Annotated in this window: 26 protein-coding genes; 25 read left to right on the forward strand and 1 reads right to left on the reverse strand. The window is 63.3% G+C overall.

All coding sequences use genetic code 11. The annotated features are described in order from the left end of the window. The first annotated feature begins 72 nt into the window (after positions 1-72). Both fusA and tuf read left to right on the forward strand, forming a co-directional pair. Positions 73-2,187 carry an elongation factor G gene (gene fusA / locus AWU67_RS00980; RefSeq protein WP_067225633.1) on the forward strand — a complete coding sequence of 705 codons (2,115 nt, stop codon included), beginning with the start codon at positions 73-75 and terminating at the stop codon, positions 2,185-2,187. Between the two features lie 112 nt (positions 2,188-2,299). Further along, positions 2,300-3,493: an elongation factor Tu gene (gene tuf / locus AWU67_RS00985; protein WP_067225634.1), complete on the forward strand. Its 1,194-nt coding sequence runs from the start codon at positions 2,300-2,302 to the stop codon at positions 3,491-3,493. 103 nt (positions 3,494-3,596) lie between these two features. Here tuf and AWU67_RS00990 read toward each other — a convergent pair whose 3' ends face one another. Continuing rightward, positions 3,597-4,064, reverse strand: a complete 468-nt coding sequence (locus AWU67_RS00990; protein WP_082716685.1) for an OsmC family protein — start codon at positions 4,062-4,064, stop codon at positions 3,597-3,599. A gap of 246 nt (positions 4,065-4,310) precedes the next feature. Here AWU67_RS00990 and AWU67_RS00995 point away from each other — a divergent pair, with 246 nt between their 5' ends. From AWU67_RS00995 to rplO, 23 genes are all read left to right on the forward strand, one after another. Continuing rightward, entirely contained in the window at positions 4,311-6,503 is a 2,193-nt protein-coding gene (locus AWU67_RS00995) for an excalibur calcium-binding domain-containing protein (RefSeq protein ID WP_067225636.1), read from the forward strand. A 112-nt stretch (positions 6,504-6,615) separates the two neighbouring features. Then, positions 6,616-6,798: an antitoxin gene (locus AWU67_RS01000; protein WP_067225638.1), complete on the forward strand. Its 183-nt coding sequence runs from the start codon at positions 6,616-6,618 to the stop codon at positions 6,796-6,798. A gap of 100 nt (positions 6,799-6,898) precedes the next feature. Beyond that, positions 6,899-7,621, forward strand: a complete 723-nt coding sequence (locus AWU67_RS01005) for a YoaK family protein (RefSeq protein ID WP_129586602.1) — start codon at positions 6,899-6,901, stop codon at positions 7,619-7,621. A 423-nt stretch (positions 7,622-8,044) separates the two neighbouring features. Further along, a complete protein-coding gene (rpsJ, locus tag AWU67_RS01010; protein WP_005050520.1) occupies positions 8,045-8,353 on the forward strand; it encodes a 30S ribosomal protein S10 in 309 nt (102 codons plus the stop codon). Between the two features lie 10 nt (positions 8,354-8,363). Further along, positions 8,364-9,023, forward strand: coding sequence for a 50S ribosomal protein L3 (gene rplC / locus AWU67_RS01015; protein WP_067225640.1), 660 nt, complete (start codon positions 8,364-8,366; stop codon positions 9,021-9,023). A gap of 3 nt (positions 9,024-9,026) precedes the next feature. Next, positions 9,027-9,686, forward strand: coding sequence for a 50S ribosomal protein L4 (gene rplD / locus AWU67_RS01020; RefSeq protein WP_067225642.1), 660 nt, complete (start codon positions 9,027-9,029; stop codon positions 9,684-9,686). Beyond that, positions 9,683-9,985: a 50S ribosomal protein L23 gene (gene rplW, locus AWU67_RS01025; RefSeq protein ID WP_047405407.1), complete on the forward strand. Its 303-nt coding sequence runs from the start codon at positions 9,683-9,685 to the stop codon at positions 9,983-9,985. The genes rplD and rplW overlap by 4 nt, the downstream gene beginning before the upstream one ends. Before the next feature lie 16 nt (positions 9,986-10,001). After that, positions 10,002-10,841, forward strand: a complete 840-nt coding sequence (rplB, locus tag AWU67_RS01030; protein ID WP_067225644.1) for a 50S ribosomal protein L2 — start codon at positions 10,002-10,004, stop codon at positions 10,839-10,841. A 12-nt stretch (positions 10,842-10,853) separates the two neighbouring features. Continuing rightward, on the forward strand, positions 10,854-11,135 hold the full coding sequence (gene rpsS, locus AWU67_RS01035) for a 30S ribosomal protein S19 (protein ID WP_047405419.1): 282 nt from the start codon (positions 10,854-10,856) through the stop codon (positions 11,133-11,135). Between the two features lie 26 nt (positions 11,136-11,161). Then, a complete protein-coding gene (gene rplV / locus AWU67_RS01040; protein WP_067225646.1) occupies positions 11,162-11,527 on the forward strand; it encodes a 50S ribosomal protein L22 in 366 nt (121 codons plus the stop codon). Continuing rightward, complete coding sequence (gene rpsC / locus AWU67_RS01045; protein ID WP_067225650.1) at positions 11,527-12,291, forward strand: 30S ribosomal protein S3; 765 nt, start codon at positions 11,527-11,529, stop codon at positions 12,289-12,291. The genes rplV and rpsC overlap by 1 nt, the downstream gene beginning before the upstream one ends. Positions 12,292-12,293: 2 nt before the next feature. Then, a complete protein-coding gene (rplP, locus tag AWU67_RS01050) occupies positions 12,294-12,713 on the forward strand; it encodes a 50S ribosomal protein L16 (RefSeq protein ID WP_067225651.1) in 420 nt (139 codons plus the stop codon). Next, positions 12,713-13,033, forward strand: a complete 321-nt coding sequence (gene rpmC / locus AWU67_RS17885; protein WP_067225652.1) for a 50S ribosomal protein L29 — start codon at positions 12,713-12,715, stop codon at positions 13,031-13,033. The genes rplP and rpmC overlap by 1 nt, the downstream gene beginning before the upstream one ends. 2 nt (positions 13,034-13,035) lie before the next feature. Further along, positions 13,036-13,341, forward strand: coding sequence for a 30S ribosomal protein S17 (gene rpsQ, locus AWU67_RS01060; protein ID WP_067225653.1), 306 nt, complete (start codon positions 13,036-13,038; stop codon positions 13,339-13,341). Positions 13,342-13,374: 33 nt separating this feature from the next. Further along, on the forward strand, positions 13,375-13,743 hold the full coding sequence (gene rplN / locus AWU67_RS01065; RefSeq protein WP_067225654.1) for a 50S ribosomal protein L14: 369 nt from the start codon (positions 13,375-13,377) through the stop codon (positions 13,741-13,743). Between the two features lie 3 nt (positions 13,744-13,746). Beyond that, a complete protein-coding gene (gene rplX, locus AWU67_RS01070; RefSeq protein ID WP_067225656.1) occupies positions 13,747-14,106 on the forward strand; it encodes a 50S ribosomal protein L24 in 360 nt (119 codons plus the stop codon). Then, positions 14,106-14,684 carry a 50S ribosomal protein L5 gene (gene rplE, locus AWU67_RS01075; RefSeq protein WP_067225657.1) on the forward strand — a complete coding sequence of 193 codons (579 nt, stop codon included), beginning with the start codon at positions 14,106-14,108 and terminating at the stop codon, positions 14,682-14,684. The genes rplX and rplE overlap by 1 nt, the downstream gene beginning before the upstream one ends. A gap of 140 nt (positions 14,685-14,824) precedes the next feature. Next, positions 14,825-15,223 (forward strand): 30S ribosomal protein S8, encoded by a 399-nt coding sequence (gene rpsH, locus AWU67_RS01080; protein WP_067225659.1) that lies wholly within the window; start codon positions 14,825-14,827, stop codon positions 15,221-15,223. Positions 15,224-15,229: 6 nt separating this feature from the next. Next, complete coding sequence (gene rplF / locus AWU67_RS01085) at positions 15,230-15,766, forward strand: 50S ribosomal protein L6 (protein WP_067225660.1); 537 nt, start codon at positions 15,230-15,232, stop codon at positions 15,764-15,766. Positions 15,767-15,768: 2 nt separating this feature from the next. Continuing rightward, positions 15,769-16,140, forward strand: a complete 372-nt coding sequence (gene rplR / locus AWU67_RS01090; RefSeq protein ID WP_067225661.1) for a 50S ribosomal protein L18 — start codon at positions 15,769-15,771, stop codon at positions 16,138-16,140. Continuing rightward, a complete protein-coding gene (rpsE, locus tag AWU67_RS01095) occupies positions 16,137-16,832 on the forward strand; it encodes a 30S ribosomal protein S5 (RefSeq protein ID WP_082716686.1) in 696 nt (231 codons plus the stop codon). The genes rplR and rpsE overlap by 4 nt, the downstream gene beginning before the upstream one ends. Then, entirely contained in the window at positions 16,832-17,017 is a 186-nt protein-coding gene (gene rpmD / locus AWU67_RS01100) for a 50S ribosomal protein L30 (RefSeq protein WP_067225664.1), read from the forward strand. Before rpsE ends, rpmD begins: the two co-directional genes overlap by 1 nt. Beyond that, positions 17,017-17,583 carry a 50S ribosomal protein L15 gene (gene rplO / locus AWU67_RS01105; RefSeq protein WP_082716687.1) on the forward strand — a complete coding sequence of 189 codons (567 nt, stop codon included), beginning with the start codon at positions 17,017-17,019 and terminating at the stop codon, positions 17,581-17,583. Before rpmD ends, rplO begins: the two co-directional genes overlap by 1 nt. The last annotated feature ends 114 nt before the right edge of the window (positions 17,584-17,697 follow it).

Here is a 17,697-nt window from a genome sequence, read left to right on the forward strand (position 1 = left end):
CGCAGGCTCACGCCTGCGGCATCCGAGAGCCTCGTTCGACCCCATCACCCAACAAACTTTCGGAGGAATCCCGTGGCACAAGATGTGCTCACCGACCTGAGTAAGGTCCGCAACATCGGCATCATGGCTCACATTGATGCCGGTAAGACCACCACAACCGAGCGCATCCTGTTCTACACGGGCGTTAACCACAAGATCGGCGAGACCCACGACGGTGCCTCGACGACTGACTGGATGGAGCAGGAGAAGGAACGTGGCATCACGATCACGTCCGCTGCTGTCACCTGCTACTGGAACAAGAACCAGATCAACATCATCGACACCCCGGGCCACGTCGACTTCACGGTCGAGGTTGAGCGCTCGCTTCGCGTGCTCGATGGCGCCGTAGCTGTCTTCGACGGCAAGGAGGGCGTTGAGCCCCAGTCCGAGACCGTCTGGCGTCAGGCCGACAAGTACAACGTCCCCCGCATCTGCTTCGTCAACAAGATGGACAAGCTGGGCGCCGACTTCTACTTCACCGTCGACACCATCATCAAGCGCCTCGGCGCCAAGCCGCTCGTTCTTCAGCTTCCGATCGGTGCCGAGTCTGGCTTCGAGGGTGTTGTTGACCTCGTCGAGATGCGCGCCCTCACGTGGCGCGGCGACTCGAAGGGTGACGTCCAGATGGGCGCCAAGTACGAGATCGAAGAGATTCCGGCCGACCTGGTCGAGAAGGCTGCGGAGTACCGCGTCAAGCTTCTCGAGGTTGTTGCTGAGACCGACGACGCTCTGATGGAGCGCTACTTCGGTGGCGAAGAGCTCACCGTCGCCGAGATCAAGGGCGCGATCCGCAAGCTCACGGTCAACAGCGAGATCTACCCGGTTCTCTGTGGCTCTGCCTTCAAGAACCGCGGCGTTCAGCCGATGCTTGATGCAGTCGTCGACTACCTGCCGTCGCCGCTCGACGTTCCCGCCATCGAGGCGAAGGACCCGCGCGACGAGGAGAAGGTCATCCTGCGTCACGCTGACGCGACCGAGCCGTTCGCCGCTCTCGCGTTCAAGGTTGCTGTGCACCCGTTCTTCGGTCGCCTGACCTACGTGCGCGTGTACTCCGGCCGCCTCGACAGCGGTGCCCAGGTCGTCAACTCGACCAAGGGCAAGAAGGAGCGCATCGGCAAGATCTTCCAGATGCACGCCAACAAGGAAATCCCTGTTGACGCCGTCACCGCCGGAAACATCTACGCCGTCATCGGCCTCAAGGACACCACCACCGGTGACACCCTGTGTGACCCGAACAACCAGGTTGTTCTCGAGTCGATGACCTTCCCCGAGCCCGTCATTGAGGTTGCTATCGAGCCCAAGACCAAGGCTGACCAGGAGAAGCTCGGCACCGCGATCCAGAAGCTCGCCGAAGAAGACCCGACGTTCCGCACTGAGCAGAACCAGGAGACCGGTCAGACGGTCATCAAGGGCATGGGTGAGCTTCACCTCGACATCCTCGTTGACCGCATGAAGCGCGAGTTCAACGTTGAGGCCAACGTTGGCAAGCCGCAGGTTGCTTACCGCGAGACCATCAAGAAGGCCGTCGAGAAGCACGACTACACCCACAAGAAGCAGACCGGTGGCTCGGGTCAGTTCGCCAAGATCCAGTTCGGCCTCGAGCCGATGGAGGTCTCGGCCGACAAGATCTACGAGTTCGACAACAAGGTCACCGGTGGCCGCATCCCTCGCGAGTACATCCCCTCGATCGATGCCGGTTTCCAGGACGCCATGCAGTACGGCATCCTCGCTGGGTACCCGTTGGTCGGCGTCAAGGCAATCCTGCTTGATGGCGCTGCCCACGACGTCGACTCCTCGGAGATGGCGTTCAAGATTGCCGGCTCGATGGGCTTCAAGGAAGCCGCTCGTAAGGCAAACCCCGTTCTGCTCGAGCCGCTGATGGCCGTCGAGGTGCGCACCCCTGAGGAATACATGGGTGACGTTATCGGCGACCTGAACTCGCGTCGCGGTCAGATCCAGTCCATGGAGGACGCATCCGGTGTGAAGGTTATTCGCGCCAATGTTCCGCTCTCGGAGATGTTCGGATACATCGGTGACCTGCGGTCGAAGACCTCTGGTCGCGCCGTGTACTCGATGACCTTCGAAAGCTACGCCGAGGTTCCGAAGGCTGTCGCCGACGAGATCGTGGCAAAGAACAAGGGCGAATAGCCCCTGTTAGTGCGAGCCACCCGGTTCGCGTAACATAACAAACAATCACCGTAGAGAACCGGTCGCAATCCAGCGACCGGGGCTTCTACTCGAGTCCTGAGGAGGACCCACAGTGGCCAAGGCCAAGTTCGAGCGGACCAAGCCGCACGTAAACATCGGAACGATCGGTCACGTTGACCACGGAAAGACCACGCTGACTGCAGCGATCTCGAAGGTCCTCGCCGACAAGTTCCCGTCCGCCACCAACGTTCAGCGCGACTTCGCGTCGATCGACTCCGCTCCCGAGGAGCGCCAGCGCGGCATCACGATCAACATCTCGCACGTCGAGTACGAGACGCCGAAGCGCCACTACGCGCACGTTGACGCCCCGGGTCACGCTGACTACATCAAGAACATGATCACCGGTGCTGCTCAGATGGATGGCGCGATCCTCGTGGTTGCCGCTACCGACGGCCCGATGGCTCAGACCCGTGAGCACGTTCTGCTCGCCAAGCAGGTCGGCGTGCCGTACCTGATGGTCGCGCTGAACAAGTCCGACATGGTTGACGACGAAGAGATCCTTGAGCTCGTTGAGCTCGAGGTTCGTGAGCTCCTCTCGAGCCAGGGCTTCGACGGCGACGAGGCCCCCGTGGTCCGCGTCTCCGGCCTGAAGGCTCTCGAGGGCGACGAGAAGTGGGTCCAGTCTGTTCTGGACCTCATGGCCGCCGCTGACGAGCACATCCCCGACCCCGTGCGTGACCGCGACAAGCCGTTCCTCATGCCCGTCGAGGACGTCTTCACGATCACCGGTCGTGGAACGGTCGTCACCGGCCGCGCCGAGCGTGGCACCCTCGCCATCAACTCCGAGGTTGAGATCGTCGGCATCCGCCCGACCGTCAAGACCACGGTCACTGGTATCGAGATGTTCCACAAGCAGCTCGACGAGGCATGGGCCGGCGAGAACTGTGGTCTGCTGCTTCGCGGCACCAAGCGCGAGGACGTCGAGCGCGGCCAGGTCATCGTCAAGCCGGGTTCGGTTACGCCGCACACCGACTTCGAGGGCACCGCCTACATCCTTTCCAAGGATGAGGGTGGCCGTCACAACCCGTTCTACGCGAACTACCGTCCGCAGTTCTACTTCCGTACCACCGACGTCACCGGCGTCATCACGCTGCCCGAGGGCACCGAGATGGTCATGCCCGGCGACACCACCGACATGACGGTCGCGCTGATCCAGCCGATCGCCATGGAGGAGGGCCTCGGCTTCGCCATCCGTGAGGGTGGCCGCACCGTTGGCGCCGGCACGGTTGTCAAGATCATCAAGTAGTTTCGACTACTGATCCCTGATGGGGTCGAGCCTTCGGGCTCGGCCCCATCAGTCTTTTAAGCGGTGCCCGCCGGTTGCGCCAGTCGAAACCCCTCCGCGGTTCCTAGTGCAGCAGTTCGCCGTTGACGCTCGTGCTGAGCTCGATGCTGCCGCCGACGCTGCGACCCACGGTGCAGCTGGCCGCAATGGACTTGCCGATGATCGTCAGCAGCTTCTGCCTATCCGCATCGCTCAGACCGGCCAGCTCGAGCAAGATCTCCTCCTCGACCGCGAAGTAGCGCTCCTCGACAGGGTCGGAATCGCCATGCGCCCAGACCGTGGATTCGAAGTCGTCGCCCAGGCGCCGGGCCGTCACCCTATCCGAGCTCATCCCTGCGCAGCCGGCCAGCGCCAGTTTGAGGAGCTCGCCCGGGGTGAAATGGCCGGGGGCGTCGACCGGTCCAATCAAGACTTCGCTGCCGCGGGCGTTCCGGCCGATGTAGCGGCGCGAGCCTGTGCGCGTCGCGCTGACGCTGGCCGGCCCGCTCCGGGCGGAAGGGGCGGCGGGCGGGGCATCCAAGAAATCACTCATGCCCAATTGTGCGGCAACTCTCGCCCGTCGTGCTCGACGAGACCGGCGCGCGCCCGATTCCCGATTGCCCATCATTGGGGGTAAAGAGCGGGCATTCCGCGAGATGGACGAACTCTAGTGTGAGTGCGGGGCACAGTGCCCCCGTGCAATCACGCATATCGACGTGAAGCGCGGCTACCCCGCCGGAGGAACAACGTGCACCAAACCCTGAGACTCTTGAAAGCTCGCGGTAGCGCACTCACTCTGATGCTTGTCGCGGCACTCACGGTAGGTGCGCTGGTCGCCGTCGCGCCGGCAGCCGGCTCGTCCGCGAGTGCGGAGACAGCGGGGTCCACGATCTCGGGCACAATCATGCTGCGCGACGGTACCGGCGGCCTGGCGCGGCCAGCACACCTCTCCGAGCTGTCCGCCAACCGCGACGGCGTCGAAACTGCTTTGACCCTCGTGAACTCCGACGGCAGCTACATCCTCTCCGGCCTCACGTCGGGAAGCTACGTACTGCACGTCAGAAGCGCAGACGCACGCTACTTCGACGAGTACTACTCGGATGGCTCCGATGCCTATGATCTGCCCGATGCGACGATCGTCGTGCTCGGCCCGGACGAGCAGCTCGCCGGGCTCGATATCGAGCTCAGCGACGTCAAACAGTTCTCCTCGACCCCAGCGCCGGTGCTGTCCGGTTCTCCCCAGGTCGGTCAGACGCTGACCAGCAGCGTCCCCTCATGGAGCCCAACCGGGGCCGCGTTGAACTACCAGTGGAAGCGCTCCGGCACAGACATGACCGGGGCAACGTCGGCGAACTATGCCATCGTCGCGGCGGATCTGGGCCACACACTCACGCTGACTGTGACCGGTGCACTCGACGGCTACGTTGCCGCGTCGCAGACGTCCGCGGCTACGGCAGCGGTCTCCGGTGTGTGGGCGCAGACGCCGGCCCCCAGCATCTCAGGATCTGCTCACGTCGGGCAGACGCTCACAGCAACGCCGGGCCCGTGGTCGCCGGCGGCCACGTTCAGCTACCAGTGGAAACGAGCTGGCGCTGTGATCAGCAATGCAACGTCGTCGACCTACACGCTGACGACTGCAGACTTCGGCAAGACGCTTACCGTGACAGTGAGCGGTTCGACGAGCAATTACGCGACGGCATCCGCGACATCGGCCGCGACAGCCGCGGTGCAGGGCGTCTTCACCATGGCGACGGCGCCGACGGTCTCCGGAACGGCCACGGTCGGATCCACGCTGACCGCCGCCGCCGGCGTCTGGTCGCCGACAGCCTCATTCGGTTACCAATGGCTGCGCGCCGGTGCCGCCATCTCTGGCGCGACCGCGTCGACCTACAAGCCGACAGATGCGGACGTGGGTAAGGCGATCTCCGTGACGGTCACCGCGAGGGCAGCCGGATATGTCTCCGCGGCCAAGACTTCGGCCGCGACGGCTGCGGTGCAGGGTCTCTTCACCACGGCGCCGACGCCGACGATCAGCGGCACAACCGCGGTGGGTCAGACTTTGAAGGCCGCCACTGGTACCTGGTCGCCGGCCGCGACGCTCAGCTACCAGTGGAAGCGCTCAGGCGCGGTCATCCCGGGCGCGATCGCCTCGACGTACCGGCTCGCCACAGCCGACCTGGGCAAGACGCTGACAGTCACCACCACGGCGAGCAAGTTGGGGTACGTCTCGGCATCGAAGACGTCCGCGGCAACTGCGGCCGTGCTTAACGTGTTCGCGGCCGCGCCGACCCCGACGATCTCGGGTGGCACTGTCCCCGGGCAGACTCTGAAGGCGACAACGGGCACGTGGTCGCCGTCGGCAACACTCGGCTACCAGTGGTTGCGCTCCGGCGCGAAGATCACCGGCGCCACGAAGTCGAGCTACGTGCTCACCTCCGCCGACCTCGGCAAGACCCTCTCGCTCGTCGTCACCGGGACGAAGTCCGGGTATCTCGCGGTGGCCAAGACGTCCGCGGCGACCGCCACGGTGGCCATGGTGTTCGCGAGCGCCCCGGCGCCCACCATCAACGGTGTGCCCCAAGCCGGCAACACACTGACCGCCTCGGCGGGCAGCTGGTCACCCGCGCCCGCGCTCGCCTACCAGTGGAAGCGGTCCGGCATGGCGATAGCGGGTGCGACCGGCAACCGCTACGTGCTGAAGCCCACCGATGCAGACGGCGTCATCACGGTGACGGTGACCGCACAGAAGGCAAACTTCGTCACCGTCTCGAAGACATCGGCCGCGACGAAGGCGGTTCTCGGCGTGAAGTACGCCAACTGCGATGCGCTGAACCAGGCCTACCCGCACGGTGTGGCCAAGCCCGGCGTCCGCTATGACAAGGTCAGCGGCGTCGACAAGCCGTTCAAGGGCACTCCCTTCTTCTCCGCTGCGGTGTACGCGTTGAACCCCGCAAGGGATGGAGACAAGGACGGGATCGCCTGCGAGCGCTAGTGGGCTGAACCCTGACACGATGCCACACTCGGCCTTTACAGGTCGCGGAGGGCGAACAAGAATGGGAGTGAGCGCGCCGCTCGGCACGCCCAGGGCGACGAGAGGGGCGAATATGGGTATCGAAGATCTGACCAACCAGGCCAAGGATTTCCTGAAGAGTGAGCAGGCTGAAGGCATCAGCGACAAGCTCCTCGACGGTACGGCCGGCCTCGCCAACAAGGTCACCGGCGACAAGTTCGCCGACCACGTCGAGACCGCGCGTGACGCGGCCGACGGAGCAGTCGGCAACCAGTAAAGGTTGTTCGGGCGTGATCCCGAAGCAGGGCGGGGTCGAGCGCAAGCTCGGCCCCGTTCTTCTGTGCAGCGGCCCTTCGCTAAAGTCTTGAGCGGAGGTCATGATGACGGATGCCGCGCGCGCCACGTTCGACAAGAAGCAGGCTGATCGCTTCTACCTGCCGGCGCTGCTGCTGCTCACGCTGGCCACCGGCGTCGTCGACGCCGTCAGCTACCTCGCCTTGGACCGCGTGTTCACCGGCAATATGACCGGCAATGTGCTCTTCATCGGTTTCGCCCTCGCCGGGGAGGGCGGCATCCCGCTGCTGAACAACCTGCTCGCCCTGGTCGGCTTCCTGCTCGGGGCTCTACTGGCCGCCCGCCTGCTGCGGGGTCGTTGGCACGGCAGTCGGCTGCCGACGGCCAACCTGATCGTGCTGGTCGGGGGAGCCGTCGCCACCGTGGCCCTCGCCGCGTTCTGGTACACATTGGGCACCCTGGCCGAGGGGGAGCTGCTGCTCGTGACGACGCTGCTCGCGGCCGTGATGGGGGCGCAGGCCGCCAGCGTGCGGGCAACGGGCATCGCGGACGTCAGCACCATCGTCGTCACCAGCACCCTCGCCAACCTCGCGATCGACAGCCGCCTGGCCGGCGGCGGGGGCGAGAAATGGCCCCGCCGGGTTCTCGCGGTGCTCGCCATGGGCGGCGGCGGCGCGCTCGGCGCGCTGCTCCTGCGGGTGACGACCCACGGTGCGCTGCCGCTGCTCTTCGCCGGCGTTTTGATGCTCGCGTGCGTGTTCCTGCTGCACCTGGCACGTTCCCGTGAGATCGCCGTTCAAGGCTGACCCGCTCGGCGCGACTGCCCCGGAATGACGGGGGAGTCGCCCCCACCGGAGCGCGACACGCCCGGGTTGCACTTGCCCCCGATCTGTGGCAAACTTGTCCAGTTCAACATTTCTGAGGTTCGTGCTGCGCACGGCGTCGGAATCACTGCCAGTCAGTGCATAGTTTCGCCCCGGTTCTCACCTGTGAGCAACCGATCGAGCTAGGCCGCGGGGAGCAGAACACACTTCATCACAGCCATGGCCAGAGCTTTGCTCTGCGCCGCGACGGCCTTGGCCCAAGCAGTGGCGTGGTGGGGGCGGCAAGGGCTTCGGCCCGGAGTCGCCCGATTGACAGATAAATAGTGGTGCGACTTACGAAGTACTACGACGGCGTCCAATGCAGCCAACCGGATGTAAGACGCCTTGACAGAGAGAGAGTCAGACATGGCGGGACAGAAGATCCGCATTCGACTTAAGTCTTACGACCACGAGGTTATCGACACCTCGGCTCGCAAGATTGTTGACACGGTCACCCGTGCTGGTGCCACCGTTGTTGGCCCGGTACCACTTCCGACGGAGAAGAACGTTGTGTGCGTTATCCGTTCGCCTCACAAGTACAAGGACAGCCGGGAGCACTTCGAGATGCGCACCCACAAGCGTCTGATCGACATCATTGACCCGACGCCGAAGGCCGTCGACTCGCTTATGCGTCTCGACCTTCCGGCAGACGTCAACATCGAGATCAAGCTCTAAGGGGGCCAGGATGTCTTACGCAGATACGAAGACCTCCAAGGGTCTGCTCGGCACGAAGCTCGGCATGACCCAGGTCTGGGACGAGAACAACAAGCTCGTTCCCGTTACCGTCATCGAAATCGCGCCGAACGTTGTGACGCAGATTCGTAACACCGAGGTCGACGGCTACAACGCCGTTCAGATCGCTTCCGGCCAGATCGACCCCCGCAAGGTGAACAAGCCTGCTGCCGGTCACTTCGAGAAGGCTGGCGTCACCCCTCGCCGTCACGTCACCGAGATCCGCACCGCGGATGCCGCTGACTACGCTGCGGGTCAGGAACTCACCGTCGAGGGAACCTTCGAGGCCGGCCAGCTGGTCGACGTCATGGGCACCTCGAAGGGTAAGGGTTTCGCCGGTGTCATGAAGCGTCACAACTTCAAGGGTGTCTCGGCATCGCACGGTGCACACCGCAACCACCGCAAGCCCGGTTCCATCGGTGCTTCGTCGACCCCGAGCCGTGTCTTCAAGGGCATGCGCATGGCCGGTCGTATGGGTGGAGAGCGCGTCACCGTGCTCAACCTCAAGGTGCACTCGGTTGACGCCGAGAAGGGCCTCCTGCTGGTCAAGGGTGCCGTTCCCGGTGCTCGCGGCCGTCTCGTTTTCGTTCGCAACGCAGTGAAGGGGGCGTAACCCATGGCTACCGCTACCAACACCATTGACGTTCTCGACATCAAGGGCAAGAAGGCCGGCTCCATCGAGCTGCCCGCCGAGCTCTTTGACGTTCCGACGAACGTTCCGCTCATCCACCAGGTCGTTGTCGCGCAGCTCGCTGCCGCACGCCAGGGCACGCACAAGACCAAGGGTCGCGGCGAGGTTTCTGGTGCTGGCCGCAAGCCGTTCAAGCAGAAGGGAACCGGTCGCGCTCGTCAGGGCTCGATCCGTGCCCCTCACATGACCGGTGGTGGCATTGTCCACGGCCCGACGCCTCGTAACTACGAGCAGCGCACCCCCAAGAAGATGATTGCCGCTGCACTGCTCGGCTCGCTCTCGGACCGCGCTCGTGGAGCTCGTCTGCACGCTGTTGAGTCTCTCGTCCTCGGCGAGACCCCCAACACGCAGGCCGCTCTGGCATACCTCTCCGGCATCTCGACCTCCAAGCACGTTCTCATCGTGCTTGAGCGCGGTGACGAGCAGGCTGCCAAGGCCGTGCGCAACATCCCGTCGGTGCACGTGCTGCAGGCCGACCAGCTGAACGCCTACGACGTTCTCGTCTCTGACGACATCGTCTTCACCAAGGCTGCGCTCGAGGCGTTCATCGCTTCGAAGAGCAAGAAGGAAGAGGTCTCCGCATGAGCGCCACTCAGAACAAGGACCCCCGCGACATCATCATCGCGCCGGTCGTTTCCGAGAAGAGCTACGGCCTGATCGACCAGGGCAAGTACACGTTCGTCGTGGACCCCCGCTCGAACAAGACTGAGATCAAGCTCGCTATCGAGAAGATCTTCAACGTCGAGGTCGCGTCCATCAACACGCTGAACCGCCAGGGCAAGACCCGCCGCACCAAGTTCGGCATGGGCAAGCGCAAGGACACCAAGCGTGCCATTGTCACGCTCAAGTCCGGTTCCATCGACATCTTCACGGCTGTCGGCTAGGGAGCAGAGGAAAAACATGGCTATTCGTAAGTACAAGCCCACGACCCCGGGTCGTCGCGGATCTTCTGTTGCGGACTTCGCAGAGATCACCCGCTCGACCCCCGAGAAGTCGCTGCTGCGCCCGCTGCCCAAGACCGGTGGACGTAACAACCAGGGACGCATCACGACCCGTCACATCGGTGGTGGCCACAAGCGCCAGTACCGCGTTATCGACTTCCGTCGCAACGACAAGGACGGCATCAACGCGAAGGTCGCTCACATCGAGTACGACCCCAACCGCACTGCACGTATTGCTCTTCTGCACTACGTCGATGGCACGAAGCGCTACATCATCGCTCCGAACAAGCTGTCGCAGGGTGACATTGTCGAGTCGGGTCCCGGCGCTGACATCAAGCCCGGCAACAACCTGCCGCTGAAGAACATCCCCACCGGTACGGTCATTCACATGATCGAGCTTCGCCCCGGTGGCGGTGCCAAGATGGCTCGCTCGGCTGGTGCCTCGGTTCGTCTCGTCGCCAAGGATGGCCCCTACGCGCAGCTTCGTCTGCCGTCGGGTGAAATCCGCAACGTCGACGCACGCTGCCGCGCCACGATCGGTGAGGTCGGCAACGCCGAGCAGTCCAACATCAACTGGGGTAAGGCCGGCCGTATGCGCTGGAAGGGCGTTCGCCCGACCGTGCGTGGTGTCGCTATGAACCCGGTTGACCACCCGCACGGTGGTGGTGAGGGTAAGACCTCCGGTGGACGTCACCCGGTCAGCCCCTGGGGCCAGAAGGAAGGCCGCACACGCAAGCGCAACCTTCCCAGCGACCAGCTCATTGTTCGTCGACGCAATGTCGGCAAGAAGCGTAAGTAGGAGTTGTAGAAGATGCCACGCAGTCTTAAGAAGGGCCCCTTCGTTGATGACCACCTGCTCCGCAAGGTGATCACGGCGAACGAAGCCAACAACAAGAACGTGATCAAGACCTGGTCGCGCCGCTCGATGATCATCCCCGCCATGCTGGGACACACCATCGCAGTGCACGACGGTCGCAAGCACATTCCGGTGTTCGTCACCGAAACCATGGTCGGGCACAAGCTCGGCGAGTTCGCGCCCACTCGCACCTTCCGTGGTCACGTGAAGGACGACAAGAAGGGCCGTCGCCGCTAACGCGGGGACGTGAAGGAGGAGAAGAAATGGTGGAGTCGATCGCACGCGTGCGACACATCCGCGTCACCCCCCAGAAGGCTCGTCGCGTTGTCAACCTGATCCGCGGCAAGCAGGCACAGGAAGCTTTGGCAATCCTGAAGTTCGCACCTCAGGGTGCGAGCGAGCCCGTGTACAAGCTGGTTGCCTCGGCAATCGCCAACGCGCGAGTCAAGGCAGACGCCTCGAACACCTTCCTGGATGAGCAGGATCTGTTCATCTCGCAGGCATTCGTTGATGAGGGTGCAACCCTCAAGCGTTTCCAGCCGCGTGCACAGGGCCGCGCATTCCAGATTCTGAAGCGCACCAGCCACATCACTGTTGTGCTCACCACTCCTGAGGAGGGCACGAAGTAATGGGTCAGAAAGTAAACCCTTATGGCTTCCGTCTGGGAATCACCACCGACCACGTGTCGCGTTGGTTCTCTGACAGCACGAAGCCCGGGCAGCGTTACCGCGACTTCGTCGCGGAAGACGTCAAGATCCGTCGCATGCTGAGCACCTCGCTCGACCGTGCCGGCGTTTCGCGCATCGAGATCGAGCGCACCCGCGACCGTGTCCGCGTCGACATTCACACCGCCCGTCCGGGCATCGTGATCGGTCGTCGTGGTGCAGAGGCCGAGCGCATCCGCGCTGACCTCGAGAAGCTCACGAAGAAGCAGATCCAGCTGAACATCCTCGAGGTCAAGAACCCCGAGGCCGACGCTCAGCTCGTCGCTCAGGGCATTGCCGAGCAGCTCTCCGCACGTGTGGCCTTCCGCCGCGCGATGCGCAAGGGCCTGCAGGGCGCTCAGCGCACCCCCGCAGTCAAGGGTGTGCGTATCCAGGTCTCCGGCCGCCTCGGCGGCGCCGAGATGAGCCGTTCGGAGTTCTACCGCGAAGGCCGTGTGCCCCTGCACACCCTGCGCGCGAACATCGACTACGGCTTCTACGAGGCAAAGACCACCTTCGGCCGCATCGGCGTGAAGGTCTGGATCTACAAGGGCGACATCACCAACAAGGAACTCGCTCGCGAGCAGGCGAACCAGAAGTCGTCTCGCCCCGAGCGTCGTGACGACCGGCCGCGCCGTGCACCCCGTGCAGAGGCACAGGCGCCGGTCGCAGCAGGAGTTGAGGCATAACCATGTTGATTCCACGTAAAGTCAAGCACCGCAAGCAGCACCACCCAGGTCGTAGCGGCCACGCTACCGGTGGCACCAAGGTTTCCTTCGGTGAATTCGGTATCCAGGCCCTGACCCCCGCTTATGTGACCAACCGTCAGATCGAGTCCGCTCGTATCGCCATGACGCGTCACATCAAGCGTGGCGGAAAGGTGTGGATCAACATCTACCCTGACCGTCCGTTGACCAAGAAGCCGGCCGAAACCCGCATGGGTTCCGGTAAGGGTTCCGTCGAGTGGTGGGTCGCTAACGTCAAGCCGGGCCGCGTGCTCTTCGAGGTTGCTGGTGTCCCTGAGACGCTGGCCCGCGAGGCACTCACCCGTGCAATTCACAAGCTGCCCCTCAAGGCACGCATCATCAAGCGCGAGGAGGGCGACGCATAATGGCGATCGGATCCAAGGAGCTCGCAAGCGTCGAGCTGGACACATTTGAAGACGAGCGTCTCGTCGACGAGCTGAAGAAGGCCAAGGAGGAGCTGTTCAACCTGCGCTTCCAGTCGGCCACCGGTCAGCTCGAGAGCCACGGCCGCCTGCGTGCGGTCAAGCGCGACATCGCTCGCATCTACACGGTTCTCCGTGAGCGCGAGCTGGGCATTCGTGCCACGCCCGCACCGGTCGAGGTTCCTGCCAAGGCTGAGAAGAAGACGAAGGCCAAGAAGGACGCCGTCGAGGCTCCTTCGGCTGAAGAGACGAAGGAGGCCTAGTCATGGCTGAGACCAAGAAGGCTGCTGCAGCCGAGGTCGCCGAGACGGCTGAACTCGTCCGCGGCTACCGCAAGACCCGTCGTGGCTACGTCACCAGCGACAAGATGGACAAGACCATCGTCGTCGAGGTCGAAGACCGCGTGAAGCACCCCCTGTACGGCAAGGTCATCCGCCGCACGTCCAAGGTGAAGGCTCACGATGAGCTCAACGCCGCGGGCATCGGCGACCTCGTTGTCATCAGCGAGACCCGTCCCCTCAGCGCTTCGAAGCGCTGGCGCCTGGTCGAGATCCTCGAGAAGGCCAAGTAAGCCCTCGGGCTTGCTTCGTAGAAGGAGTTAGAAGTGCTTCAGCAAGAATCACGGCTCAAGGTTGCCGACAACACCGGCGCCAAGGAGCTTCTCACCATTCGCGTTCTCGGTGGCTCCGGCCGCCGTTACGCCGGCATCGGTGACGTCATCGTTGCCACTGTCAAGGACGCAATCCCTGGCGGCAACGTCAAGAAGGGCGACGTCGTCAAGGCTGTCGTCGTGCGCGTCAAAAAGCAGACCCGTCGTCCCGACGGTTCCTACATCAAGTTCGACGAGAACGCCGCAGTGATCCTGAAGAATGACGGTGACCCCCGCGGTACCCGTATCTTCGGCCCGGTCGGCCGTGAGCTTCGCGACAAGAAGTTCATGAAGATCGTCTCGCTGGCACCGGAGGTTATCTAAGTCATGGCGAACATCAAGAAGGGTGACCTGGTTCAGGTCATCACCGGACGCCGCCAGGAAAAGGGCGGTGACCGCGGCAAGCAGGGCAAGGTCATCCAGGTCCTCGTTGAGAAGAACCGCGTGATCGTGGAGGGTGTCAACTTTGTCACCAAGCACGTTCGCGTCGGCCAGACTCAGGGCGGCACCAAGACCGGCGGCATCGAGCAGCACGAGGCACCGATTCACGTGTCCAACGTTGCGCTCATTGACCCCGAGACCAAGAAGCCCACGCGCGTCGGTTTCCGCAACACGGAGGTAACGAAGGACGGCGTCACCAAGACGGTCCGCGTTCGTTACGCCAAGAAGTCAGGTAAGGACCTCTAATGACTGACATCGCTACTGGCAAAATCCAGCCGCGTTTGAAGGCTAAGTTCCAGGGCGAGATCTCTGCACAGCTGAAGGCCGACCTCGGCCTGACGAACGTGCACCAGATCCCGGGCCTGGTCAAGATCGTCGTGAACATGGGTGTCGGTGAGGCTGCCCGCGATGGCAAGATCATCGATGGCGCCGTGGCCGACCTGACCAAGATCACCGGTCAGAAGCCGCAGGTCACCAAGGCTCGCAAGTCGATTGCCCAGTTCAAGCTGCGTGAGGGCCAGCCCATCGGCGCCCACGTCACGCTTCGTGGCGACCGCATGTGGGAGTTCCTGGACCGCACGCTGTCCCTCGCCCTGCCCCGCATCCGCGACTTCCGCGGTCTGTCGGACAAGCAGTTCGATGGCAACGGTAACTACACCTTCGGCCTGACCGAGCAGGTTATGTTCCACGAAATCGACCAGGACAAGATCGACCGCGTTCGCGGCATGGACATCACTGTTGTGACGACTGCCAAGAACGACGAACAGGGTCGCGCGCTGCTCAAGGCGCTCGGCTTCCCGTTCAAGACGGCCGAGAACTCCTAGTAGTATCTATAGGTTGGCTCCTTGCTTGCGCAGGGAGCCAACCTAATACCGGGCTCATGCAACCGCATGCGCCCCAGCACCACAGGTCGGCGCTCTTGTAAAGTGCGTCGAAACCTGGTGAATGAAGGAAATGCATCCATATGACGATGACAGATCCGGTCGCAGACATGCTGACCAGACTGCGCAACGCTAACTCGGCGTACCACGACACCGTGTCTATGCCGCACAGCAAGCTCAAGTCGCACATTGCTGAAATCCTCAAGCGTGAGGGTTACATCTCCGGCTTCGAGGTCGCCGACGCCAAGGTCGGTCAGACCCTGACGCTGGCACTCAAGTTCGGCCCGAACCGTGAGCGCTCGATCGTTGGCATCAAGCGTGTCTCGAAGCCCGGCCTCCGCGTTTACGCAAAGTCGACTGAGATCCCCACCGTTCTCGGTGGCCTCGGTATTGCCATTCTGTCCACCTCCAGCGGCCTCCTCACGGACCGCCAGGCCGAGAAGAAGGGCGTAGGTGGGGAAGTCCTCGCCTACGTGTGGTAATCACCAATGTCACGTATCGGTCGACTTCCCATTGACATTCCCGCAGGCGTCACTGTGACGATCTCGGGTCAGAATGTTGCCGTCAAGGGCCCGAAGGGCGAGCTTTCCCTCGTCATCGCCAGCCCGATCGAGGCCAAGGTCGAGGAGAACCAGGTTCTGGTCACTCGTCCCGACGACGAGCGCGCTTCGCGTTCGCTGCACGGCCTGACGCGCACGCTCATCGCAAACAACATCATCGGCGTTACCGCGGGCTACTCCAAGGGCCTCGAGATCGTCGGCACCGGTTACCGCGTAGCCCAGAAGGGCAACTCTCTCGAGTTCGCTCTCGGCTTCTCGCACCCCGTCACGGTTGATGCTCCTGAGGGCATCACCTTCACGGTCGAGGGCAACACCAAGCTCACCGTTGCAGGCATCGACAAGCAGGCCGTCGGTGAAGTTGCCGCCAACATCCGCAAGATCAAGAAGCCGGAGCCCTACAAGGGCAAGGGCATCCGCTACGCCGGCGAGGTTGTCCGTCGTAAGGCCGGAAAGGCTGGTAAGTAACCATGGGTCTCGGAACCAGAGGAAAGAGCAAGTCGGCTGCGCGCACTCGTCGCCACACCCGACTTCGCAAGAAGATCGAGGGCACCGCGGTTCGTCCGCGCCTCGTCGTCAACCGTTCGGCTCGCCACATCTTCGTGCAGGTCGTGGACGACAGCAAGGGCCACACCGTGGCCTCGGCGTCGACCATGGAAGCAGACATGCGCACCTTCGATGGCGACAAGTCGGCCAAGGCCCGCAAGATCGGCGAGCTCGTCGCCGAGCGCGCGAAGGCTGCCGGCGTTGAAGCAGTCGTTTTCGACCGTGGTGGTAGCAAGTACGCAGGTCGTATCGCTGCTGTTGCCGATGGAGCGCGAGAGGCAGGGCTCAAGCTGTGAGCGAGATTACTAAGGAGCAAGAGGTGGCTGTAGAGGCACCGGTGGAGACCGCTGCATCGACGGCTCCCGCACAGAACGAGCGTGAAGCTCGTCGTGGCGGCCGTGAGCGCAACCCCAACCGCGGCGACCGCGGAGCCCGCGACGCCGAGAAGAGCCAGTTCCTGGAGCGCGTTGTCACCATCAACCGCGTGTCGAAGGTCGTCAAGGGTGGTCGTCGCTTCAGCTTCACCGCTCTCGTCGTCGTCGGCGACGGCAACGGACTCGTTGGCGTTGGCTACGGCAAGGCCCGCGAGGTCCCGACCGCCATCTCCAAGGGCGTCGAGGAAGCGAAGAAGAACTTCTTCCGCGTCCCCCGCGTTGGCAGCACCATCCCGCACCCCGTGCAGGGTGAGGCCGCAGCCGGCGTCGTTCTGCTTCGCCCGGCCGCTGCCGGTACCGGTGTTATCGCTGGTGGCCCGGTTCGCGCCGTGCTCGAGTGCGCTGGCATCCACGACGTTCTGAGCAAGTCGCTCGGTTCTTCGAACACGATCAACATCGTGCACGCAACCGTCGCAGCCCTGCAGCAGCTCGAGGAACCTCGCGCCGTTGCCGCTCGCCGTGGGCTCGCCTACGACGAGGTCGCTCCGGCCCGTCTGCTCCGTGCAGAGGCTCAGGCAGCCGAGGCCGCCGCAGCAGCGAAGGCAGGTGCGTAATGGCTAAGCAGCTCAAGGTTACGCAGATCAAGTCCAAAGTTAGTGAGAAGCAGTACCAGCGCGACACGCTTCGCAGCCTGGGTCTCAAGCGCATCGGTGACGTTGTCGTTCGTGAAGACACCCCGCAGAACCGCGGGTACGTCAACACTGTCGCTCACCTTGTCAAGGTCGAGGAGATTGACTAATGGCTGAAGCCAAGGAAACAGCAGAAAAGGACGCCGTCAAGGCTCCGGCCAAGAAGGCAGCAACCAAGGCTCCGGCCAAGGCTGCAGCCGCCAAGGCTCCGGCCAAGGCTGAGGTCGTCGAGGCTCGCGAGCAGGTTCTGAAGGTGCACCACCTTCGTCCCGCTCCCGGTGCCAAGAAGGCCAAGACCCGCGTCGGTCGTGGCGAGGGATCCAAGGGTAAGACCGCGGGTCGCGGCACCAAGGGCACCAAGGCCCGCTACCAGGTCCGTATCGGCTTCGAGGGTGGGCAGATGCCTCTGCACATGCGCACCCCCAAGCTGCGCGGCTTCAAGAACCCGTTCCGCGTTGAGTACCAGGTTGTTAACCTGGACCGGCTCGCCGAGCTCTACCCCACCGGTGGAGACGTCACCATCAGCGACCTGGTCGCCAAGGGTGCGGTGCGCAACAACGAAAAGGTCAAGGTTCTCGGCGATGGCGACATCGCGGTTAAGCTGAACGTTACGGTCGACAAGGTCTCCGGCTCCGCCGAGGCCAAGATTGTCGCCGCTGGCGGATCAATCAACTAAAACACCAGTAGTTGTAACGAGCCTGTCGGGACCTCGCGTAGTATTCGTGAGGGCCCGGCAGGCTCGATTCACACAATGGGTGTGATTGCAGTGACTGATTCTTCACGGAATTAC

The sequence above is a fragment of the Microterricola viridarii genome, assembly GCF_001542775.1.
Classification (GTDB): domain Bacteria; phylum Actinomycetota; class Actinomycetes; order Actinomycetales; family Microbacteriaceae; genus Microterricola; species Microterricola viridarii_A.

What these genes read in the sequence shown, in the direction of transcription:
- AWU67_RS00995 (WP_067225636.1), top strand. Translation starts at nt 4,311, where the DNA reads ATGCTTGTCGCGGCACTCACGGTAGGTGCGCTGGTCGCCGTCGCGCCG.
- rplO (WP_082716687.1), top strand. Translation starts at nt 17,017, where the DNA reads ATGGCTGAAGCCAAGGAAACAGCAGAAAAGGACGCCGTCAAGGCTCCG.
- rplP (WP_067225651.1), top strand. Translation starts at nt 12,294, where the DNA reads ATGTTGATTCCACGTAAAGTCAAGCACCGCAAGCAGCACCACCCAGGT.
- rpsS (WP_047405419.1), top strand. Translation starts at nt 10,854, where the DNA reads ATGCCACGCAGTCTTAAGAAGGGCCCCTTCGTTGATGACCACCTGCTC.
- rpmD (WP_067225664.1), top strand. Translation starts at nt 16,832, where the DNA reads ATGGCTAAGCAGCTCAAGGTTACGCAGATCAAGTCCAAAGTTAGTGAG.
- rplV (WP_067225646.1), top strand. Translation starts at nt 11,162, where the DNA reads ATGGTGGAGTCGATCGCACGCGTGCGACACATCCGCGTCACCCCCCAG.
- rpsQ (WP_067225653.1), top strand. Translation starts at nt 13,036, where the DNA reads ATGGCTGAGACCAAGAAGGCTGCTGCAGCCGAGGTCGCCGAGACGGCT.
- rplF (WP_067225660.1), top strand. Translation starts at nt 15,230, where the DNA reads ATGTCACGTATCGGTCGACTTCCCATTGACATTCCCGCAGGCGTCACT.
- rplR (WP_067225661.1), top strand. Translation starts at nt 15,769, where the DNA reads ATGGGTCTCGGAACCAGAGGAAAGAGCAAGTCGGCTGCGCGCACTCGT.
- rplB (WP_067225644.1), top strand. Translation starts at nt 10,002, where the DNA reads ATGGCTATTCGTAAGTACAAGCCCACGACCCCGGGTCGTCGCGGATCT.
- rplE (WP_067225657.1), top strand. Translation starts at nt 14,106, where the DNA reads ATGACTGACATCGCTACTGGCAAAATCCAGCCGCGTTTGAAGGCTAAG.
- rplC (WP_067225640.1), top strand. Translation starts at nt 8,364, where the DNA reads ATGTCTTACGCAGATACGAAGACCTCCAAGGGTCTGCTCGGCACGAAG.
- rpsH (WP_067225659.1), top strand. Translation starts at nt 14,825, where the DNA reads ATGACGATGACAGATCCGGTCGCAGACATGCTGACCAGACTGCGCAAC.
- AWU67_RS00990 (WP_082716685.1), bottom strand. Translation starts at nt 4,064, where the DNA reads ATGAGTGATTTCTTGGATGCCCCGCCCGCCGCCCCTTCCGCCCGGAGC.
- AWU67_RS01000 (WP_067225638.1), top strand. Translation starts at nt 6,616, where the DNA reads ATGGGTATCGAAGATCTGACCAACCAGGCCAAGGATTTCCTGAAGAGT.
- rplD (WP_067225642.1), top strand. Translation starts at nt 9,027, where the DNA reads ATGGCTACCGCTACCAACACCATTGACGTTCTCGACATCAAGGGCAAG.
- rpsC (WP_067225650.1), top strand. Translation starts at nt 11,527, where the DNA reads ATGGGTCAGAAAGTAAACCCTTATGGCTTCCGTCTGGGAATCACCACC.
- rplX (WP_067225656.1), top strand. Translation starts at nt 13,747, where the DNA reads ATGGCGAACATCAAGAAGGGTGACCTGGTTCAGGTCATCACCGGACGC.
- rplW (WP_047405407.1), top strand. Translation starts at nt 9,683, where the DNA reads ATGAGCGCCACTCAGAACAAGGACCCCCGCGACATCATCATCGCGCCG.
- rpmC (WP_067225652.1), top strand. Translation starts at nt 12,713, where the DNA reads ATGGCGATCGGATCCAAGGAGCTCGCAAGCGTCGAGCTGGACACATTT.
- rpsJ (WP_005050520.1), top strand. Translation starts at nt 8,045, where the DNA reads ATGGCGGGACAGAAGATCCGCATTCGACTTAAGTCTTACGACCACGAG.
- AWU67_RS01005 (WP_129586602.1), top strand. Translation starts at nt 6,899, where the DNA reads ATGATGACGGATGCCGCGCGCGCCACGTTCGACAAGAAGCAGGCTGAT.